Raw genomic sequence first — 18,361 nt, 5'->3', positions numbered from 1 at the left:
GTCAGCGTACCGAGCGTAGCGAGGTGTTGACCCGTGGCAGCACGCGGCCCATGACTTCAGCGATGTAGCTGAGGAACAACGTGCCCACCGAACTTTTATAATGTTGCGGATCGCGACTGGCGATCGCCAGGACGCCATGCAGGCCTTGATGACTGATGGTGACCACCGCAGTGGAACCGATCTGCTTGCGCTGTTCTTCGCCAAACAGGAAGTCCAGCTCGTGTTCGCGTAGGCTGCCGCTGACGCATTTGTTTTCCGACAACAAGCCACCAATCGCCTTTTGCGCTTCGGCGCCGGTCACCCAGCGGCCGACCGGCAAGGGCTCGTCGCTGAACAGGATCAGGCTGACAAAAGGCACCTGGAAATCCTGGCGCAGGCTGTCTTCGACACTGATGACCACGTCGTCCAGGCTGCTGGCGTCCATCAAGGCGAGTGTCAGGCGGCGGGTCTTGTCGAACAGCCGGTCGTTGTCGCGGGCGACATCCATCAGTTGCGAGAGACGATGGCGCATCTCGATGTTGCGTTCGCGCAGGATTTTCATCTGGCGTTCGACCAACGAGATGGTGTCGCCGCGCTGGTGCGGAATGCGCAGCGCCGGGAGCAGTTCTTCGTGCTCGACGAAGAAATCCGGATGAGCCTCCAGGTACGCGGCAATCGCCGCCGCCTCCAGGCTTTCGGAAGGGGACTCGTCGGGCTGTGGGGCTGGAACCTGAGGCTGATCAGTCATGTATTTCGCTCACTCAAAGACGCACTTGTCCTTCGTATACGCGTACTGCCGGGCCGGTCATCATCACCGGTTGGCCAGGACCTGCCCATTCAATGGACAAGCGCCCGCCAGGCAGGTCGATCAATAGCGGCGAATCCATCCACCCCTGGCTGATCGCGGCCACTGCGGCAGCGCAGGCCCCGGTCCCGCAGGCCTGGGTTTCCCCGGTGCCGCGTTCCCAGACGCGCAACTGCGCACGGCTCCGGTCGATGACCTGGAGAAAACCGACATTGACCCGCGCCGGGAAGCGCGGGTGGTTTTCGATCTTCGGTCCCAGCTCATGGACCGGCGCGTTGTGGATGTCACTGACCCGCACGACAGCGTGGGGATTGCCCATGGATACCGCGGCCAGTTCAATCGTCTGGCCGTCGACCTCGACCTGATAACTCAAGGCCTGAGCGGGCGCCTGAAACGGAATGTCCGCCGGCACCAGGCGCGGTGCACCCATGTTGACGCTGATCTGGCCATCGTTGCGGATATCCAGTTCGATAATGCCGCTTTTGGTCTCGACGCGAATCTGCCGCTTGGCGGTCAGGCGCTTGTCCAGAACGAAGCGTGCGAAGCAGCGCGCACCGTTGCCGCATTGCTCGACTTCGGAACCGTCGGCGTTGAAGATCCGGTAACGGAAATCCACGTCCGGGTTGCTCGGCGCTTCGACGATCAGCAATTGGTCGAAACCGACACCGGTGTGCCGGTCACCCCATTGCTTGGCGTGCTTGGGCAAAATGTGCGCGTGCTGGCTGACCAGGTCGAGGACCATGAAGTCGTTGCCCAGGCCATGCATCTTGGTAAAACGCAGCAGCATGGGTTTACTCCGGCAGCAGGCTTTCGCCAGCAAACAACTCGGCTACCGTCTCGCGGCGACGCACTTCAATTGCCTGATCACCGTCCACCAGCACTTCAGCGGCGCGGCCGCGAGTGTTGTAGTTGGAGCTCATGACAAACCCGTACGCACCGGCCGAATGCACGGCCAGCAAGTCGCCTTCTTCGAGTGCCAGATGGCGATCCTTGGCGAGGAAGTCGCCGGTTTCGCAGATTGGCCCGACGATGTCGTAGGCGCGTGCCGGAGTTGCACGCGGGCGCACGGCCGTGACGTCCATCCAGGCCTGATACAGCGCCGGGCGGATCAGGTCGTTCATGGCCGCGTCGACGATGGCGAAGTCTTTGTGTTCGGTGTGCTTGAGGTACTCGACCTCGGTCAGCAGCACGCCGGCGTTGGCAACGATGAAGCGGCCCGGCTCGAACACCAGTGTCAGGTCGCGACCATCAATGCGTTCACGTACGGCTTTGATGTAGTCGGCGGCCAAGGGCGGCTCTTCATCGCGATAACGCACGCCCAATCCACCGCCGAGGTCGATGTGGCGCAGGTAGATTCCGCAATCGCCCAGGCGATCGATCAGCGCCAGCAAGCGGTCGAGGGCATCGATGAAGGGTGGCAGGGTGGTCAGTTGCGAACCGATGTGGCAATCGACACCGACCACTTCCAGGTTAGGCAGTTGGGCGGCGCGGACGTACACGTCTTCGGCGTCGGCAATGGCGATGCCGAACTTGTTTTCCTTGAGACCGGTAGAAATGTACGGGTGGGTGCCGGCATCGACGTCCGGGTTGACCCGCAGCGAGATCGGCGCGCGAACTCCGAGCTCAGCCGCGACGAGTTGCAGGCGTTCGAGCTCGTCAGTGGATTCGACGTTGAAGCAGTGCACACCGACTTCCAGGGCGCGACGCATGTCTTCACGGGTCTTGCCGACGCCGGAGAAAACGATTTTGTCGGGCTGGCCACCGGCGGCCAGAACACGTTCCAGCTCACCACGGGAGACGATGTCGAAACCAGCGCCCAAACGCGCCAGGACATTCAGTACACCCAGGTTGGAGTTGGCCTTGACCGCAAAGCAGACCAGGTGCGGCGTACCGGCCAGCGCATCGGCGTATGCCAGGTATTGGGCTTCGATATGCGCGCGGGAGTAGACGTAGGTCGGTGTACCAAAGCGTTCGGCGATGGCGGACAGGGCAACACCTTCCGCGAACAGCTCACCGTCACGGTAGTTAAAAGCGTCCATGATGTTCCCTTAGTAGGTGCTGGTGCTGGTACTGGTGCTGTGCTGGTGCGCTTTGGACTGCGACGACTTCGCCTGTTCTTCAGGGGATTTGCTGTCATCGGGCAGATACAGCGGACCTTTTTGACCACAGGCAGTGACAAGGCAGGCAACCGCGACGAGCGCAGCAAGGGAAGAGATCAGGCGCTTCATGGCGAAATCCTTGAAAATGCGTTAATTGCGCCGGAGTATACCGGCCACCCGGCAGCTTGCCTATGCGACGGACCACCCGTCCGGCGGGCCTTTGCCCAGGCAAGCGATCAAGCGGCGCAAGGCGTGCCGATATTTTCTACTCTTGTCTGGTGCGTGGTCGGTATCCTTTGCAATCGCTCGGGCTCGGCCGTATCTTGCGGCGCTTGAGCGTGAGTAGACATTTTTTGAGGTTCCCGCAATGAGTTTGACTGAAGCCCGTTTCCACGATCTGGTCGATGCCACCCAGCAAACGCTGGAGGATATTTTCGATGAGAGTGGCCTGGATGTTGATCTGGAAAGCTCGGCCGGTGTGCTCACCGTCAAGTTCGAAAGCGGCAGCCAGTTGATCTTCAGTCGCCAGGAGCCGCTGCGTCAGCTGTGGCTGGCGGCCGTGTCCGGTGGCTTCCACTTCGACTATGACGAAGAAAGCGAACGCTGGATGTGTGACAAGAGCGAAGAGCAGCTCGGCGAGATGCTTGAGCGCATTGTCGGCGAGCAGGCTGGCGCCAAGCTTGATTTCGAAGGGCTGTGATCTGGTGACCGAGGCAGCGCCCGCCCGTCCGCCGAAGCCGCTGTACAGCAACGTCAGCACGGCGGTGCCGTCGCCGTGCACCAGCGTCTGTCGGCTGGACGAGCAGAAAGTCTGCCTGGGCTGTTTTCGCCACGTCGAAGATATCCGCGAATGGCGCTCGGCGGACGATGATCGCCGCCGGGTGATTTGCGCCCAGGCTGCTCAGCGCAAATCTGCTGTCTGACACCTGCAGTGTGGCGAGGGGGCTTGCCCCCGTTGGGTCGCGAAGCGGCCCCAAAAAGCTTACGACTGCTGCGCAGCCGAACGGGGGCAAGCCCCCTCGCCACAGGGTTCGCCGGCAAGTCTGAAGTGCCCTCTATCCGGCTGGCTTGTATATTTTTTGAGCTGTGATAGTGTCCGGATACACCTCAACTCATCGAGGTCCGTGAAAACCCCGCCTATTTCTGGCGGGGTTTTGCTTTTGTCGTGCAGAAAAAAGGAGTCTGCCTTAATCATGACCGCACCTTCCATCATCCTTACCCGCCTGGACGTGCAACGTCTGGAACGTTTGATCGACAGCCTGGATGACTCGCTGCCAGGTGTTATCGCGCTGCAAACCGAACTGGATCGCGCCGATACGCTGGTCGGTCACGATGAAGTGCCTGCCGATGTCGTGACCATGAACTCGCGTGTGCATTGCCGTGAAGAAAGCAGCGGCAAGGACTATCACCTGACCCTGGTTTATCCACAGGACGCCAATGCCGATGAAGGCCGGATTTCCATTCTCGCGCCGGTAGGCAGCGCATTGCTCGGTTTGAAGGTTGGCCAGCACATCGACTGGCCGGCACCGGGTGGCAAGACCTTGAAGTTGACCCTGCTTGAGGTTGAGTCGCAGCCCAAGAATGGCGGCGACTGCACGTTCTGATACGCCTCAGACCTGTTCGAGTGCCTTGTTCAATGCGCGCTCCAGGTCTGCCTTGTAGCGCAGGTAAAGATTGCTCGAACCCTGACCATCACCGAGCAGGCCGGACAGGTCCAGGTCGGTAATGTAGCAGCGATAGTGTTGCGCCTCGCGACGCTGCCCGACGATCTCCTGCGCGACCACGGCAAATAGCTGGTCGCCATGCTCCAGCTCGGAAAACTCTCGCTGATTGCAATATAAGGTGACCTGTCCTTGCCCCGGTACGGCTTTGCCGACGATTGCCTGGACGTCGTAGAACGGCTTGTTCACCGGTGTCCGCGGCGCCGGACGCGGCTCGACCCGGCGTGCCCGGTTGGTGCCCGATGGCAGCAGTTGGTAGTACAGGGTTTCCAGCACTGTCATCGGTTGGGCAGTGTCCATCGGCAACAGCGCGTCACGGCGATACAGGATCGATTGCAGGAAACGTTGCAGTGGCACCAGCAGGCTTTGCTCGTCGTGATACGGCTGGCGCTGTTGCCACAGGGCATTGAATTCATCCAGCACGTACAACTCGGCGTGGGCGTCGTTGATGCGGTAAAACACTTGAATGCAGTCGGGCTGGCCCATCGGCAGGATCAGCGCCAGGTCGTGATCCACGAGCGCCATCGGGTCCAGTTGCAGCGGGCTGTAACGGGTCAGGTCCTGGTTCAGGTAATCGAGCAGTGCCGGCAGGCTGGCCAGCGCGACATGATTGACCTGGCCGGGCACCAGTTCCAGTACGTGGTAATGCTGCTGGACCTGGATCAGGTAGCGATGATTGAGTTTGCTGAGCAGCAGGTTCTGCGCGGTATCGAGGACTTCTTCGACCCGTTGGGCGATGAACTGCGCACGGTTATGGCAGAAGCAGCGCACGCGCAATCGGGGCTGTTGGGGCCCGCCCGGCAGGTTGTTCAGGTAATCGCGCAGGCAATCGAGCAGGGCGTGGGCGCCGTCGTAGCGGCTGACCAGTACTTCGTTCCAGCTGTTGAGCGTGACCTGGTCAAGGGTCAGCACCAGATTTTCGCGTACCCCGGCGTAGCTCAGCGAGTCTGTGCGCTCGGTGGTCATCAGGATGTTCAGGTCGCGGTGGTGCTTGAGCGGGTCGATGCCCACATTCACCAGAATCAGCACCTCGCTCGGCACGCTGGCATGCAGCAGTTGTTCTTCGCTGACGCTGGCCAGGGGCAGCGCGATAGCCTGTTGCAGGCTGCCCAGCAGATTGAACAGCTCGAACTCGCTCAGGTCGCTGCTGCCAGGGTGCAAGGCCAGGCGCGTGCTGCTGTCGATAATGCCGTTGCGGTGGCACCAGGTCAGCAGTTCCAGCAGTTCGCGGCTGCGCTTGATCGGCGCGAAATGTTCCCACTCCTGCGCAGCCAGATTGCCGTTATACAAACCCCAGTGGGTCTGCCCGGGTTCTTTCTTGTTCGCTGACTGGACGAGGGTCAGTGTGTCTTCGGCAAGATCCGGGGCGATGCCTGGGTTGATGAACTCGACCTTGTCGGCCTTGCGCTCGAAGGCGGCATACAGCCTGCGACCGAGTACATTGAGGTCGCGCTTGTTGATCAGGCTGACGCTCTGCTCGGTGCGGGCGAACTGGGTCAGGAAGCGGTAGCTGTAGTTGAGTTCATTTACCAGGGCCCGGCGTTCGGCGCTGACCTGACGGACCTTCCATTGGCTGCGGCTGTCGAGCATTGCCAATTGCCGCTGATCCCAGCCCCATTCTTCAGCCAGCCGCTCCAGCAGCAGGCGCTGCCAGCTTTTGCTGCGCTGGCCACTGTTGCTGGTCAGCTTGCGATTGACCTTGAGGTACAAGGCGCGCCGAACCAGCTCCAACCGTTCTGGCTCGCCTCGGGCCGTGAGGTATTCCTCAATGCGCCGGTAGACCACGATGTACGGGTCAAGCTCATCCAGATCGAGGCGGTTGGCGAACACGGCTTGCTTGAAGCGCAGGCTCAGGCATTTGACGTTCGGGTGTTCACTGGCGTAGACCTCGGTCAGCAGCAGTTTGAGCACCGATTTGTAGGGTGACTCGATACCTTTGAACAACTGCCAGAGCCCGGCCCCGATGAATTCGCCGGGCGGAATCTGCGCCAGGTTGCCGAGATCGAGGGTTTCGTCGGCGCGGATAAAGCGTTTGGACAGCAATGTATGGGTGTACTGGTCGTAGCTGGCCTCTTCGTATACCGGTACCAGCCACCAGATCGGTGTGCGCCCGGCGAGCCAGATGGCGGTGCGATAGAACTCATCGAGCAGCAAGTAATGCTGGGTGGTGCCGCAGTTATCGGAGCTCAATTGAGTGTCGCGTTCGCCACGGACGAAACGTTGCGGGTCGATCAGAAAGAAATGCGCCTCTGCGCCCTGGCTGGCTGCCCAGACTTCCAGTAACTGGCATTTTTTCCGCAGCTCGGCGAGTTCGCTTTCACTCAGGTCGGGGGCATGGCAAACCCACATGTCCATGTCGCTTTGATCGGCCTGGGCGAGAGTGCCAAGGCTGCCCATCAGGAACAAACCCTGAATCGGCCGCGGCGGATTGCCGTGGCGGGGCCTGTAGGAAAACGAGCGGGTCAGGCGTTGCGCTTCGGCAAGCGCCGTGGCGTCAGGTTCGAAATTCGACAGCCCGGCCGGCGTGCTGCCCGAGACGTAACCTGGCAACAGCGGGTGATTGACGTGGAAGAACAGCGGCAGCAGGGTCAAAACCCCTTGCTGGCGGGGTGACAACCCTTCCATGGCTCGGGCCAGTCGGCCGTCATTGAGCTTTAGAAAGCGCGCACGCAACTGGCTGAGAACCTTGCGATCGATTCCTTCGTCCAGATCGGGGCGGATTTCGTGGGTGCGGGTCATGTCAGCTCAAACCGGCTCGCAATGCTCGAACGTGGGAAGGTCTCAGGGCGACGGGCAGTTTACAGCCTGATGCTCAGGACTTTTAAGCTGAATTTTGGTTTCTGGCGTCAAATTTCTATCGAGGGGCGACAGTCGGCCCGCGGAAATCCCATAGCAGGGGTTTCCGTGGGCGATTCGGCAACGGTCAGGCGGTTTCTTCGACAGACAAAATGGTCAGAACAGTCTGAATATTCTGCGCGGCGTCACGGCCCAGGCTGGTCAGATAACCGCCATCGGGCTGGGTGATCAACTCTTTGTCGAACAGGCGTTGTGCGGCGGCAATGGCTTTCGGGGCAGCGGTCTGATGGATTTTCAAACCTTCCTGGGAACTGTCCAGGTTGAAGAGTGCAAGGATTTCCAGTTCGGCAACCAGCTCAGGGGTAAGCGACATAGGGACTCCAGACTTTCTAGGAATAGACGACAGCGCCCCTAAGGTGAACGCACTCGGGCGGCGTGTCCAGTGTTGGCTTAGAGCTTTTCCGAACTTGCGATGACTAATGTGGCGAGGGGGCTTGTCGGAACGCCGCATCGCCCCGTTCGGCTGCGTAGCAATCGTAAAATTGGCTGGTGCACCACGCTGGAGGGTTTTGGGGTCGCTTCGCGACCCAGCGGGGGCAAGCCCCCTCGCCACAGAAGCTCGCTCCCAGAGGGTATTCGCTTACTTCTTTTCTGGTGGCAACTCTGGCAATGCGCGCAGCGCGGCTTCATACCACTCGGTATTGAACGCGCGGTCTTCTTCGAGGAGTGCATCAATTTCAATGGCCAGAACGTGAGCCATCAGTTGCAGGATTTCTTCACGTTCGTAACCGACCAGGGTCAGTTTGTTGAACGTCGCCTTGGCTGCTGGCGGGTTGTCGCTTTCGATCTGGTTTTCGATGGCTTCGATCAGAGTGGTTTCGGCGAATTCTTCTTCGTCGTTGTCGATATCGCTAGGCTCGCTCATGGCAGGCTCCAAAAGGAAAGGTCGTCAGTTTACCTGCATTCAGCCGTGTGATGCTGCTGGCGAGAGTGCTCCAGACGTTCTATAACAGTCGCTGCCAACCCCCTGCACGGCCTGGAGGCTATGTGATGCTCAAGCTTTATGGATTTTGCGTCAGCAACTACTACAACATGGTCAAACATGCGTTGCTGGAGAAGGGCCTGCCCTTTGAGGAAGTAGCGTTTTACGCTGGTCAAAGCCCTGAGGAACTGGCCATCAGCCCGCGCGGCAAGGTTCCGGTGTTGGGTGTCGAACAAGGGTTCGTCAACGAGACCAGCGTGATTCTTCAATACCTTGAAGACACGCAAGCGGGGCCAGCGCTGCTGCCCAAAACACCGTTCGAGCGGGCCCAGGTTCTGGCGCTGGCCAAGGAAATCGAGCTGTACATCGAGCTGCCGGCTCGTGCCTGTTTCGGCGAGGCCTTTTTCGGCATGCCGGTGCCGGAAGCGATCAAGGAAAAAGCCAAGGCCGAGCTGCTGCAAGGGATTGCGTCACTGGGGCGTCATGGCAAGTTCGCGCCGTACGTCGCGGGTGCAACCCTGAGCGTGGCGGACCTGTACTTCCTGTACAGTCTCAGCGTGGCCTGTGCGGTCGGCAAAAAGCTCTTCGATCTGGATTTGCTGGCCGAGTTGCCAGCCGCCAAGGCGTTGCTTGAGCAATTGGAGCAGACACCGCATGCCAAACGCATCGCGGCAGACAAGGAAGCGGCGATGCCGCAGTTTTTGGCGATGATCGCTTCCAGGAAGTAAGTCTTGTAGTGATCTGAAGTCAGTCATCGTCGGATCGCCGCCCGGACCAAGCTCGCTCCCACAAGGATCACGCTGAACCTGTGGGAGCGAGCCTGCTCGCGATGCTTTTGGTTACTTAGCGGCTGGCCAACAGCGCCTGACCGCGAACCACGGCTGCCTTCACCTGCGCCGGCGCTGTACCGCCGATGTGGTTACGGGCATTCACCGAGCCTTCCAGGGTCAGAACGGCAAACACGTCCTGTTCGATCTGGTCGCTGAACTTGCGCAGTTCTTCCAGGCTCATCTCTGCCAGATCCTTGCCGGTTTCCACGCCGTACTTCACCGCGTGACCGACGATTTCGTGACAGTCACGGAACGGCAGGCCGCGGCGCACCAGATAATCTGCCAGGTCGGTAGCCGTGGAGAAACCGCGCAGTGCCGCTTCACGCATGATGGCGTGCTTTGGCTTGATCGCCGGGATCATGTCGGCGAAGGCCCGCAGCGAGTCGCGCAAGGTGTCGGCGGCGTCGAACAGCGGCTCTTTATCTTCCTGGTTGTCCTTGTTGTAGGCCAATGGCTGGCCTTTCATCAACGTCAGCAGGCCCATCAGCGCGCCGAACACCCGGCCGCTTTTACCGCGCACCAGTTCCGGGACGTCGGGGTTTTTCTTTTGCGGCATGATCGAGCTGCCGGTGCAGAAGCGATCAGGCAGATCGATGAACTGGAATTGTGCGCTGGTCCACAGCACCAGCTCTTCGGAGAAGCGCGACAGGTGCATCATCGCGATGCTCGCAGCGGAGCAGAATTCGATGGCGAAGTCGCGATCCGAGACGTTGTCCAGCGAGTTGCCGCCTACAGCGTCGAAGCCCAGCAGTTGGGCTGTCAGCTCGCGGTCGATCGGGTAGGTGGTGCCGGCCAGTGCGGCGCTGCCGAGCGGCGTGCGGTTGGTGCGCTTGCGGCAATCGACCAGGCGCTCGTAGTCGCGGCTGAGCATTTCGAACCAGGCCAGCATGTGATGACCGAAGGTCACGGGCTGTGCAGTTTGCAGGTGGGTGAAGCCGGGCATGATGGTGCCGGATTCGCGCTCTGCCTGTTCCAGCAGACCTTTTTGCAGGCGGGTGACTTCACCCAGGATCAGGTCGATCTCGTCACGCAGCCACAGACGGATATCGGTCGCCACCTGGTCGTTGCGGCTGCGGCCGGTGTGCAGCTTCTTGCCGGTGACGCCGATGCGGTCGGTCAGGCGCGCCTCGATGTTCATGTGCACGTCTTCAAGGTCGATGCGCCAGTCGAAGGTGCCGGCCTCGATTTCACTCTGGATGGTCTTCAGGCCGTCGATGATGCTGTCGCGTTCGGCATCGGTCAGCACGCCGACCTTGGCGAGCATGGTGGCGTGGGCGACGGAGCCCATGATGTCGTGACGATAGAGGCGCTGGTCGAAAGTGACGGAGGCGGTGAAGCGGGCGACGAAGGCGTCGACGGGTTCACTGAAGCGGCCGCCCCAGGACTGATTGGTCTTGTCAGTGCTCATGAATTCGCTCGTGATCGGCTGAAGGAAAATGGCGTTAAAACCTGCGGTGGATAATAACAGGGTTGCCAATCCTGTCGGTGACACTGGTCGCTACGTTTTTTTCTTATTTGACCGGCCATACTCAATCGAGTCGCTGCCGCGTTTACGCAACGATATTTGTCAAATGAGCACTGTCGTCGCGGCAAGCGTCTACAGTTGGACGTGAGGGTCAGCGCAATTGTCGATCATGTGCTGAGTCTCATCGAAGCGTGCGACGTCAGTGTCGAAGCCGACTATATAGAGAAGAGGGGTGTTCATATTGTGTAGCAGCAATCCCTACGGTGACGCCACGTCGCGGCTGGCTTCGAATGGAACTGCGCAGGCACCGATAAATATTGCAACCCGACGTACGGCACTTTTTGGCGCTCGCGCTAGTCTTAGCGTGGATCGCGGTGACGGATGTCACTTCACCTGTCTACGCTATCCTTGTGCGAGACTCACGCAGGAATCCAGCGCAATATGAATGTCCTGATCGTTGATGACGAACCCCAAGCCCGCGAGCGCCTGAGCCGTATGGTCGGCGAACTCGAGGGTTACAGTGTCCTGGAGCCCAGCGCCACCAATGGCGATGAGGCATTGACCCTGATCGACAGCCTGAAGCCCGATATCGTGCTGCTCGACATCCGCATGCCTGGCCTCGACGGCTTGCAAGTCGCCGCAAGGTTGTGTGAACGCGAGACGCCACCGGCGGTGGTGTTTTGTACGGCCCAGGATGAATTTGCCCTGGACGCCCTGCAAGCCAGCGCGGTGGGCTACCTGGCGAAACCGGTGCGTTCGGAGCAGCTGCTCGACGCCCTGAAAAAAGCCGAGCGCCCCAACCGCGTCCAGCTCGCGGCGCTGACTCGGCCGGCGGCAGAAACCGGCAGTGGCCCACGCAGCCATATCAGTGCGCGAACCCGCAAAGGCATCGAACTGATCCCGTTGGCTCAAGTGGTCTATTTCATCGCCGACCACAAATATGTGACCTTGCGCCACGAAGGTGGCGAGGTTCTGCTGGACGAGCCATTGAAAGCCCTCGAAGACGAATTTGGCGACCGGTTCGTACGTATTCACCGCAATGCACTGGTAGCCCGCGAGCGTATCGAACGCTTGCAGCGCACGCCCCTCGGGCATTTCCAGCTGTTCCTCAAAGGCCTCAACGGTGATGCGCTGATTGTCAGCCGACGTCATGTCGCGGGTGTGCGCAAGATGATGCAACAGCTTTAGTCCGCCGTTCGCGCACGGATTTCACTCTCCTTTACCGGACAGGTGAGGCCAAGGAGGCTGCGCTGTTTCTGATACAAGTCAAAGCGGATTTGGCTGAGCTGTTATTATCCGCTGTATCTATTCAGTACGGATTGATCCATGTCCCCTCGCGAAATCCGCATCGCTACCCGCAAAAGTGCCTTGGCCTTGTGGCAGGCCGAATACGTCAAAGCTCGTCTGGAACAAGCCCATCCGGGTCTGGTCGTGACGCTGGTGCCTATGGTCAGTCGCGGCGACAAGCTGCTCGATTCGCCGCTGTCGAAAATCGGTGGCAAGGGCCTGTTCGTCAAAGAGCTGGAAACCGCGCTGCTCGAAAACGAAGCCGACATTGCCGTGCACTCGATGAAAGACGTGCCGATGGACTTCCCCGAAGGCCTGGGCCTGTTTTGCATCTGCGAACGCGAAGACCCGCGTGACGCCTTTGTTTCCAACACCTATGCAAGCCTCGACGAGTTGCCTCAGGGCAGCGTGGTCGGCACCTCCAGCCTGCGTCGCCAGGCACAACTGCTGACCCGTCGACCTGACCTGCAAATCCGTTTTCTGCGGGGCAACGTCAACACTCGGCTGGCCAAGCTCGACGCCGGTGAGTACGACGCGATCATCCTCGCGGCAGCCGGTTTGATTCGCCTGGGCTTTGAAGATCGCATCAGCTCTTCGATCAGTGTCGATGACAGTCTTCCAGCAGGTGGTCAGGGTGCCGTCGGTATCGAATGCCGCAGCGCCGACAAAGACATTCATGCCCTGCTTGCCCCCCTGCATCATCAGGACACCGCCACGCGGGTCACTGCCGAGCGTGCGCTGAACAAGCATTTGAACGGCGGCTGCCAGGTGCCGATCGCTTGCTATGCGGTGCTCGAAGGCGAGCAGATCTGGCTGCGCGGCCTGGTGGGCGATCCGAAGGGGGGGCTGCTGCTCCGTGCCGAGGCTCGTGCGCCACGCAGCGATGCCGCAGCCTTGGGTGTGCAAGTTGCCGAAGACCTTCTTGACCAAGGCGCCAACGACATTCTGAAGTCGGTCTATGGCGAGGCAGGTCACGAGTGACGGGTTGGCGCCTGCTGTTGACGCGTCCCGCGGATGATTCGGCGATGCTGGCCGGTATTCTGGCCGAAGAGGGGATTTTCAGCAGCAGCTTGCCGCTTTTGGAAATAGCGCCGATTCCTGTCTCTGAGACAATGCGCGAGGTGATTCAGGGTATGGATCGCTATTGCGCGGTGATCGTGGTCAGCAAGCCGGCCGCCCGAATCGGTGTGGATCTGGTCGATCGGTACTGGCCGCACTCACTGCGCTTGAAATGGTTCAGCGTAGGGGCGGCGACCGCGCAGATTCTCCAGGATCATGGGCTGGACGTCAGCTTCCCGGTGGAAGGCGATGACAGCGAAGCGTTGCTTGAACTGACTCCGTTGCGCGAGGCTATCGCCCGGCCCGATGCTCGTGTGTTGATCATGCGCGGCGAGGGTGGACGTGAACTGCTCGCAGAGCGTTTACGCGAGCAAGGTGCTAGTGTCGATTATCTGGAGTTATACCGTCGCGGCTTGCCGCGGTATGCCGAGGGGGCATTGCCTGAGCGGATTCAAGTGGAACGCTTGAACGGCGTAGTGGTCAGCAGTGGGCAGGGATTTGAGCACCTGCGCCAATTGGCGGGTAGTGCCTGGCCTGAGTTGGCGCGGTTGCCTTTGTTTGTTCCAAGCCCTCGGGTAGCCGAGATGGCGCTGGCCGCCGGCGCCCAAACAGTTGTGGATTGTCGTGGCGCCAGTGCCGCGGCTTTGCTAACGGCGTTGCGGGAAACCCGGCCCGTTCTCTAATGCAAAGGATGGATACGTGAGCGAAACAGCCTTGCCCAAAGATGACGTCCAGCCAGCGCTCGATGCGTCGGTTGAAACTGTAAAGAGCCCTGAGCCGCGTCGTGGCTCAGGGCTGGTGATCCTGGCAATGTTGCTGGGTGCCGCGGGGGTTGCCGCTGGCGGTTGGGGGATCTGGCAGGTGCGTAGCCTGCAAGCCAACAACCAGCAACAATTGGGGCAATTGCAGGCCCTGAACGATCAGGCACAAAGCCTCAAGCTCAATGAGCAGCGCCTGACAGCCCGGCTTGAGCAATTACCGCCAGCCGATGAGCTGGAAGACCGACGACGCCTGGTGATCCAGTTGCAGGGCGATCAGCAGCGCTTGAATCAGCGTCTGGAAACGGTTCTGGGCGCCAGCCGCAAGGATTGGCGCTTGGCCGAGGCCGAGCACCTGCTGCGTCTGGCCAGTTTGCGTCTGTCTGCCTTGCAGGACATCAGCAGCGCTCAGGCACTGGTGCAAGGTGCCGATGAAATCCTTCGCGAGCAAAATGATCCGGGCTCTTTCGCCGCCCGCGAACAGATTGCGAAAAGTCTTGCTGCGCTGCGCAGTACCGAGCAACCGGATCGCACCGGGTTGTTCCTGCAACTGGGTGCCCTGCGTGATCAGGTGGCCGAACTCAGTGAGCTCGCCCCGGAGTTTCATGAACGCAATTCGCTGTCGGCCCTGACTTCCGAAGGCGATGGCGCCAGTCGCTGGGCGCAATGGTGGGACCAGATTTCGCGCTACATTCGCATCGATTTCAATGCCGATAAAAATATTCGTCCATTGCTCGCCGGGCAAAGCCTGACCCAGGTCCGTCTGGCGCTCAGCCTGGCGCTTGAGCAAGCACAATGGGCTGCGCTCAACGGCCAGGCGCCGGTGTATACCCAGGCGCTGACCGAGGCGCGGGATGTGCTCAAGGGCAGCTTCAATCAGGACAACCCGCAAAGCAAAGTGATGCTCGAACAGGTTGCCGAGTTGAGCAAACAACCGGTAACGGTCATCACGCCTGACCTGGCAACCACCCTGAGCACGGTGCAGGCGTACCTGGAGCGGCGTAACGTCAGTGCCGAGGACTCGGTGAAACCTGCCGCGAGCTCTACGTCGGGGAGCACCCCATGAAGCGACTCTATGTGATTGTGTTTTTGCTCATCGCCGCCGCCGGGGCGTTGGGACTGGCCATCGCCCAGCACTCGGGTTACGTGCTGATCGCCTACAAGACCTTCCGCTACGAATCGAGCCTATGGGCGACGTTGGCACTGGTGGCGGTGATCTGGCTGGTGCTATGGGGCATCAAGATGCTGATCGAGTTGGTGGCCACTTCCAGCGGTGTAGTCAATCCTTGGTCGAACCGCAACCGCAGTCGTCGTGTGCAAGTGGCGATCGAGCATGGTCAGCTGGACCTGGCCGAAGGTCGCTGGGCCAGCGCTCAGCGTCACTTGTCTCGCGCCGCTGAAGCCGAACGCCAGCCGCTGCTCTACTACCTGGGAGCTGCGCGAGCGGCGAACGAGCAGGGCCGCTATGACGAAAGCGACAGCTTGCTGGAGCGTGCGCTGGAGCGTCAGCCTCAGGCCGAGTTGGCAATTGCCTTGAGTCACGCGCAGTTGCAGACCGATCGTGGCGATACCGACGGTGCGCTGACCACTCTTCAGGCCATGCACGAGCGTCATCCTCACAGCGTTCAGGTCTTGCGTCAGTTGCAACGTTTGCATCAGCAGCGTGGCGACTGGTCGGCGGTCATTCGCCTGTTACCGGAATTGCGCAAGGACAAGGTCCTGCCGGCCAGCGAGCTGGCAGAGCTGGAGCGTCGTGCCTGGGGTGAAAACCTCACCCTGGCAGCTCGCCGGGAGGAAGACGGTGCGGTTGGATTGCAGGCACTCAATCGCGCCTGGCAACAGCTGACATCCGCTCAGCGCCAAGAACCGCAACTGGTGCTTGCCTATGCCGAACAGTTGCGACAACTGGGGGCTGAGGTCGAGGCAGAAGAAGTTTTGCGCGGGGCGCTAAAACGTAAATATGACAGCCATCTGGCGCGGCTATATGGCTTGCTGCGTGGCAGCGACCCGGGGCGGCAACTGCACGCGGCCGAGGGTTGGTTGAAGGACCACCCCGATGACCCAAGCTTGCTGCTGACCCTGGGGCGGTTGTGTTTGCAAAGCAGCCTGTGGGGTAAGGCGCGGGACTATCTGGAAAGCAGCCTGCGGGTTCAGCGCAACCCCGAGGCCTGTGCCGAGCTCGCGCGTCTGCTCGCTCAGTTGGGTGACACCGAGCGCAGCAATCAGCTCTTCCAGGAAGGCTTGGGGCTGCTGGACAAGCGCCTGCTGGCCTCGCCTTTGCCGGTGCCCGCCCGCGCGTAAGGTGTTGGACGACCGGGTCGCCCGCACGGGCGCCCCGGCGTTTGAATACCGTAAAACTCTTCGTCGTCATACCGGGTATAGGCAGTGTCTTACAAGGGACTACATTTGATCCTGTCTCTTCTGTCGGGAATTCCCTACATCTTTGGCGAAGTCTCCGCACTGCCTTGCCTTGAAAGGCCAGAGGGCTTTCCTCTACCGTAACTGCCTGTCTCTTCTGTTACGGATAAGCCATGTCTTTGGCCTGCACACGTTCCTTGTTTTTCATGGCTTTCATAGCGGGCGCCCTGGCCTTGGGCGCTTCGTACTATCTGGAGTTCTCTATCGGGCTCAAGCCGTGCGGGCTGTGCCTGTTGCAGCGGCTTTTTCTCGCCCTGTTCACGATGGTCTGCCTGATCGCCGCGCTGCACGGGCCCAGGCGCCTGGGCTGTTTATTTTATTGGCTGCTCAGTCTGTTCTGCAGTCTGGCGGGAATGGTGACAGCGTGGCGCCAGGTGGTATTGCAAAGCGATTCGGTTCAACACGTGTCGGGGTGCTCTCCCGGTCCGGAAGGCCTGTTCACCGACATGTCCTGGCTGTGTGCTGTGGAGAGGGTTTTCAGCGGAACGGCTGACTGCGCGGAAATTTCCTGGACGCTGTTCGACCTGAGTATTCCCGAATGGAGTCTGTTGTTTTTTGTCGGAGTGACGATTCTCGGGGCTTATCAGATCGTGCGGCTGGTCTGGTATGCGTATCAGCGACCGCCCAGCGGCGAGTCGTCGCACTGGGGCAGGGCGGGTGATTAAACACTTGTATGAACTTTATCTCCTGCGTACCTTGAAGCTGTTGGCGTGCGGGCATAATCTGGCCCGCACGTATCATTGGAATTGTTGCTCGATGGTACTCAGCCTGGCCAAATCTTGATTTTCAAGTCTTGCGGCGAGTGCGGGCGGCATTACCCATAAGGGAAGAGAGATCACCATGCTCGAAAGTTGTCAGAATGCTCAGGAACGCTGGGGTGGAGTGCATCTGCTGATCGATCGTTGGTTGCAGGAGCGTCACGAACTGGTTCGAGCCTATGATGCTCTCGGCGCCAAGCCCGAGACTCTGGGCGAAAACCGTAAGCCGTTGCAGGAGTTCTGTGGTGTCCTGGTCGATTACGTCTCTGCCGGCCACTTCGAAATCTACGAACAACTGACGGGCGAAGCCAAGGCGTTCGGTGATACACGCGGGCTTGAATTGGCTGAAACCATTTACCCGCGCATCGACGTGATCACCGAGAAGCTGCTGGCGTTCAACGATCTCTGCGATGCAGGCAAGTGCGTTGCCGAGAAATTCCAGGAGCTTGGCGGTCTGTTGCACGAGCGCTTCGAACTGGAAGATTGCCTGATCGAAGTGCTGCACACGGCTCATAAGGAAGAAACTCCAGAGCAAGCCTGAGTTTCTCCTCGATATAAACGATCCCTGAAACGGTGCGCACTGCGCACCGTTTTTCGTTTGTGCGATTGCTCAGCCCGTCGCGCCAAGCAGTTCGATTTCAAACACCAGAGGCGTGAAAGGTGCGATCAGGTCCCCTGCGCCATCGGCACCGTAGGCTTGCGCGGATGGAATCACCAGGCGCCATTTCGCACCCACCGGCATCTGTTGCAACGCACTGCGCCAGCCACTGATCACGCTGTCGAGGCTGAACCATTGCGCCTGGCTGTTCTGATCGAACACCGTGCCGTCGGGCAGCTTGCCAATGTAGCGAACCTGCACCTTGCCATTGGGTCCGGCCTTGGCGCCGTTACCCGCGACCAGTTCGGTCAGCAGGATGCCATCCGCCAGTTCGCGAACCCCGGGTTTTGCCTTCTCGGCCGTCAGGAAACGTTGTTCCTTGTCCAAGGCAACTTCGCTTTGCGGTACGGCGGGCTGCTCGGCCATTTGCGCTTCGTGCTCGGCGAGAATCTGCTCGATTTGCTGATCTTTCAGCGCCAGTGGCTTGCCTTGATAGGCTTGTTGCAAACCGTCTACCAGTGCCTGGATTTGCAGATCGGGAGCCTCCAGGCGTAGGCGTTCACCCAGACTGGCACCGAGGCTGTAGGCGAGATCATGGGCGTCAGTTTCCGTGGCTTTTTCTGCGGCTTGAGCCATTGAAAAAAACACGCACAAGGGTAAAAAAAGGTAACGCGACATGGGCACTCTCCAGCCTGGAATGCAGAGGATTATGCCAGTGAGAATACCGTGACCGGTGAACTGCTTTTAAGTGAGTGCAGAACATTTTCAAATCGGTGCAACGCCTGGCAATCGATACTGTCAAGATG

20 protein-coding genes and 1 pseudogene are annotated in these 18,361 nt (G+C 60.0%); 12 read left to right on the top strand and 9 right to left on the bottom strand.

The annotated features are described in order from the left end of the window. Nucleotide 1 precedes the first annotated feature (1 nt). Genes BK658_RS03350 through lptM form a run of 4 tightly spaced genes read right to left on the bottom strand, consistent with a single transcriptional unit; the run spans nt 2 to nt 3,012 of the window. Complete coding sequence (locus tag BK658_RS03350; RefSeq protein ID WP_123426204.1) at nt 2-727, bottom strand: DUF484 family protein; 726 nt, start codon at nt 725-727, stop codon at nt 2-4. A 13-nt stretch (nt 728-740) separates the two neighbouring features. Further along, complete coding sequence (gene dapF / locus BK658_RS03345; protein ID WP_123581056.1) at nt 741-1,571, bottom strand: diaminopimelate epimerase; 831 nt, start codon at nt 1,569-1,571, stop codon at nt 741-743. 4 nt (nt 1,572-1,575) lie between these two features. After that, nucleotides 1,576-2,823: a diaminopimelate decarboxylase gene (lysA, locus tag BK658_RS03340; RefSeq protein ID WP_123581055.1), complete on the bottom strand. Its 1,248-nt coding sequence runs from the start codon at nt 2,821-2,823 to the stop codon at nt 1,576-1,578. A gap of 9 nt (nt 2,824-2,832) precedes the next feature. Then, on the bottom strand, nt 2,833-3,012 hold the full coding sequence (gene lptM / locus BK658_RS03335) for an LPS translocon maturation chaperone LptM (RefSeq protein WP_123581054.1): 180 nt from the start codon (nt 3,010-3,012) through the stop codon (nt 2,833-2,835). Between the two features lie 238 nt (nt 3,013-3,250). On the opposite strand from lptM, the gene cyaY reads away from it, so the two are divergent. From cyaY to rnk, 3 genes are all read left to right on the top strand, one after another. Continuing rightward, nucleotides 3,251-3,583 carry an iron donor protein CyaY gene (gene cyaY / locus BK658_RS03330; protein ID WP_019694235.1) on the top strand — a complete coding sequence of 111 codons (333 nt, stop codon included), beginning with the start codon at nt 3,251-3,253 and terminating at the stop codon, nt 3,581-3,583. Between the two features lie 4 nt (nt 3,584-3,587). Then, nucleotides 3,588-3,806, top strand: coding sequence for a DUF1289 domain-containing protein (locus tag BK658_RS03325; RefSeq protein WP_123581158.1), 219 nt, complete (start codon nt 3,588-3,590; stop codon nt 3,804-3,806). Nucleotides 3,807-4,076: 270 nt separating this feature from the next. Continuing rightward, complete coding sequence (gene rnk, locus BK658_RS03315; RefSeq protein WP_123581052.1) at nt 4,077-4,487, top strand: nucleoside diphosphate kinase regulator; 411 nt, start codon at nt 4,077-4,079, stop codon at nt 4,485-4,487. Between the two features lie 6 nt (nt 4,488-4,493). On the opposite strand, the gene BK658_RS03310 is transcribed toward rnk, so the two are convergent. From BK658_RS03310 to BK658_RS03300, 3 genes are all read right to left on the bottom strand, one after another. Continuing rightward, nucleotides 4,494-7,343 (bottom strand): class I adenylate cyclase, encoded by a 2,850-nt coding sequence (locus BK658_RS03310; RefSeq protein WP_123581051.1) that lies wholly within the window; start codon nt 7,341-7,343, stop codon nt 4,494-4,496. Between the two features lie 184 nt (nt 7,344-7,527). Beyond that, complete coding sequence (locus BK658_RS03305) at nt 7,528-7,773, bottom strand: TIGR02647 family protein (RefSeq protein ID WP_123581050.1); 246 nt, start codon at nt 7,771-7,773, stop codon at nt 7,528-7,530. 267 nt (nt 7,774-8,040) lie between these two features. Beyond that, nucleotides 8,041-8,325, bottom strand: a complete 285-nt coding sequence (locus tag BK658_RS03300; protein WP_123581049.1) for a hypothetical protein — start codon at nt 8,323-8,325, stop codon at nt 8,041-8,043. A gap of 125 nt (nt 8,326-8,450) precedes the next feature. Between BK658_RS03300 and BK658_RS03295 the strand changes: the two genes are divergently transcribed. After that, a complete protein-coding gene (locus tag BK658_RS03295; protein WP_123581048.1) occupies nt 8,451-9,110 on the top strand; it encodes a glutathione S-transferase family protein in 660 nt (219 codons plus the stop codon). Between the two features lie 115 nt (nt 9,111-9,225). Here the strand turns inward: BK658_RS03295 and argH are convergent, their stop codons facing one another. Further along, complete coding sequence (argH, locus tag BK658_RS03290) at nt 9,226-10,620, bottom strand: argininosuccinate lyase (protein ID WP_123581047.1); 1,395 nt, start codon at nt 10,618-10,620, stop codon at nt 9,226-9,228. A 252-nt stretch (nt 10,621-10,872) separates the two neighbouring features. Here argH and BK658_RS30240 point away from each other — a divergent pair. The 8 genes and pseudogenes from BK658_RS30240 to BK658_RS03250 all read left to right on the top strand — a co-directional run. After that, a pseudogene (locus tag BK658_RS30240) lies at nt 10,873-11,122 on the top strand (sensor histidine kinase); the annotation flags it as partial. Beyond that, on the top strand, nt 11,119-11,865 hold the full coding sequence (locus BK658_RS03280; RefSeq protein WP_123581046.1) for a LytR/AlgR family response regulator transcription factor: 747 nt from the start codon (nt 11,119-11,121) through the stop codon (nt 11,863-11,865). The pseudogene BK658_RS30240 and the gene BK658_RS03280, both read left to right, overlap by 4 nt. A 138-nt stretch (nt 11,866-12,003) precedes the next feature. Then, nucleotides 12,004-12,945 carry a hydroxymethylbilane synthase gene (gene hemC / locus BK658_RS03275; RefSeq protein WP_123581045.1) on the top strand — a complete coding sequence of 314 codons (942 nt, stop codon included), beginning with the start codon at nt 12,004-12,006 and terminating at the stop codon, nt 12,943-12,945. Then, nucleotides 12,942-13,706, top strand: a complete 765-nt coding sequence (locus tag BK658_RS03270) for a uroporphyrinogen-III synthase (protein WP_123581044.1) — start codon at nt 12,942-12,944, stop codon at nt 13,704-13,706. Before hemC ends, BK658_RS03270 begins: the two co-directional genes overlap by 4 nt. A gap of 16 nt (nt 13,707-13,722) precedes the next feature. Next, complete coding sequence (locus BK658_RS03265; RefSeq protein WP_123581043.1) at nt 13,723-14,847, top strand: uroporphyrinogen-III C-methyltransferase; 1,125 nt, start codon at nt 13,723-13,725, stop codon at nt 14,845-14,847. Then, on the top strand, nt 14,844-16,082 hold the full coding sequence (locus tag BK658_RS03260) for a heme biosynthesis protein HemY (RefSeq protein WP_123581042.1): 1,239 nt from the start codon (nt 14,844-14,846) through the stop codon (nt 16,080-16,082). Before BK658_RS03265 ends, BK658_RS03260 begins: the two co-directional genes overlap by 4 nt. A 230-nt stretch (nt 16,083-16,312) precedes the next feature. Then, on the top strand, nt 16,313-16,864 hold the full coding sequence (locus BK658_RS03255) for a disulfide bond formation protein B (RefSeq protein WP_123581041.1): 552 nt from the start codon (nt 16,313-16,315) through the stop codon (nt 16,862-16,864). A gap of 175 nt (nt 16,865-17,039) precedes the next feature. Next, nucleotides 17,040-17,498 (top strand): Rsd/AlgQ family anti-sigma factor, encoded by a 459-nt coding sequence (locus BK658_RS03250; RefSeq protein ID WP_054594603.1) that lies wholly within the window; start codon nt 17,040-17,042, stop codon nt 17,496-17,498. Between the two features lie 69 nt (nt 17,499-17,567). On the opposite strand, the gene BK658_RS03245 is transcribed toward BK658_RS03250, so the two are convergent. Next, entirely contained in the window at nt 17,568-18,233 is a 666-nt protein-coding gene (locus BK658_RS03245; protein ID WP_123581040.1) for an FKBP-type peptidyl-prolyl cis-trans isomerase, read from the bottom strand. Nucleotides 18,234-18,361 lie beyond the last annotated feature (128 nt).

It is taken from the genome of Pseudomonas brassicacearum, from assembly GCF_003732175.1.
Classification (GTDB): domain Bacteria; phylum Pseudomonadota; class Gammaproteobacteria; order Pseudomonadales; family Pseudomonadaceae; genus Aquipseudomonas; species Aquipseudomonas brassicacearum_G.
Note: the sequence above shows the minus strand (reverse complement) of the source record. Positions and strands in the feature narration are given on the sequence as shown.

Excerpts from the sequence above, each read along its gene's own strand:
- BK658_RS03350 (WP_123426204.1), bottom strand. The coding sequence starts at position 727 with ATGACTGATCAGCCTCAGGTTCCAGCCCCACAGCCCGACGAGTCCCCT.
- dapF (WP_123581056.1), bottom strand. The coding sequence starts at position 1,571 with ATGCTGCTGCGTTTTACCAAGATGCATGGCCTGGGCAACGACTTCATG.
- lysA (WP_123581055.1), bottom strand. The coding sequence starts at position 2,823 with ATGGACGCTTTTAACTACCGTGACGGTGAGCTGTTCGCGGAAGGTGTT.
- lptM (WP_123581054.1), bottom strand. The coding sequence starts at position 3,012 with ATGAAGCGCCTGATCTCTTCCCTTGCTGCGCTCGTCGCGGTTGCCTGC.
- cyaY (WP_019694235.1), top strand. The coding sequence starts at position 3,251 with ATGAGTTTGACTGAAGCCCGTTTCCACGATCTGGTCGATGCCACCCAG.
- rnk (WP_123581052.1), top strand. The coding sequence starts at position 4,077 with ATGACCGCACCTTCCATCATCCTTACCCGCCTGGACGTGCAACGTCTG.
- BK658_RS03310 (WP_123581051.1), bottom strand. The coding sequence starts at position 7,343 with ATGACCCGCACCCACGAAATCCGCCCCGATCTGGACGAAGGAATCGAT.
- BK658_RS03305 (WP_123581050.1), bottom strand. The coding sequence starts at position 7,773 with ATGTCGCTTACCCCTGAGCTGGTTGCCGAACTGGAAATCCTTGCACTC.
- BK658_RS03300 (WP_123581049.1), bottom strand. The coding sequence starts at position 8,325 with ATGAGCGAGCCTAGCGATATCGACAACGACGAAGAAGAATTCGCCGAA.
- BK658_RS03295 (WP_123581048.1), top strand. The coding sequence starts at position 8,451 with ATGCTCAAGCTTTATGGATTTTGCGTCAGCAACTACTACAACATGGTC.
- argH (WP_123581047.1), bottom strand. The coding sequence starts at position 10,620 with ATGAGCACTGACAAGACCAATCAGTCCTGGGGCGGCCGCTTCAGTGAA.
- BK658_RS03280 (WP_123581046.1), top strand. The coding sequence starts at position 11,119 with ATGAATGTCCTGATCGTTGATGACGAACCCCAAGCCCGCGAGCGCCTG.
- hemC (WP_123581045.1), top strand. The coding sequence starts at position 12,004 with ATGTCCCCTCGCGAAATCCGCATCGCTACCCGCAAAAGTGCCTTGGCC.
- BK658_RS03260 (WP_123581042.1), top strand. The coding sequence starts at position 14,844 with ATGAAGCGACTCTATGTGATTGTGTTTTTGCTCATCGCCGCCGCCGGG.
- BK658_RS03255 (WP_123581041.1), top strand. The coding sequence starts at position 16,313 with ATGTCTTTGGCCTGCACACGTTCCTTGTTTTTCATGGCTTTCATAGCG.
- BK658_RS03250 (WP_054594603.1), top strand. The coding sequence starts at position 17,040 with ATGCTCGAAAGTTGTCAGAATGCTCAGGAACGCTGGGGTGGAGTGCAT.
- BK658_RS03245 (WP_123581040.1), bottom strand. The coding sequence starts at position 18,233 with ATGTCGCGTTACCTTTTTTTACCCTTGTGCGTGTTTTTTTCAATGGCT.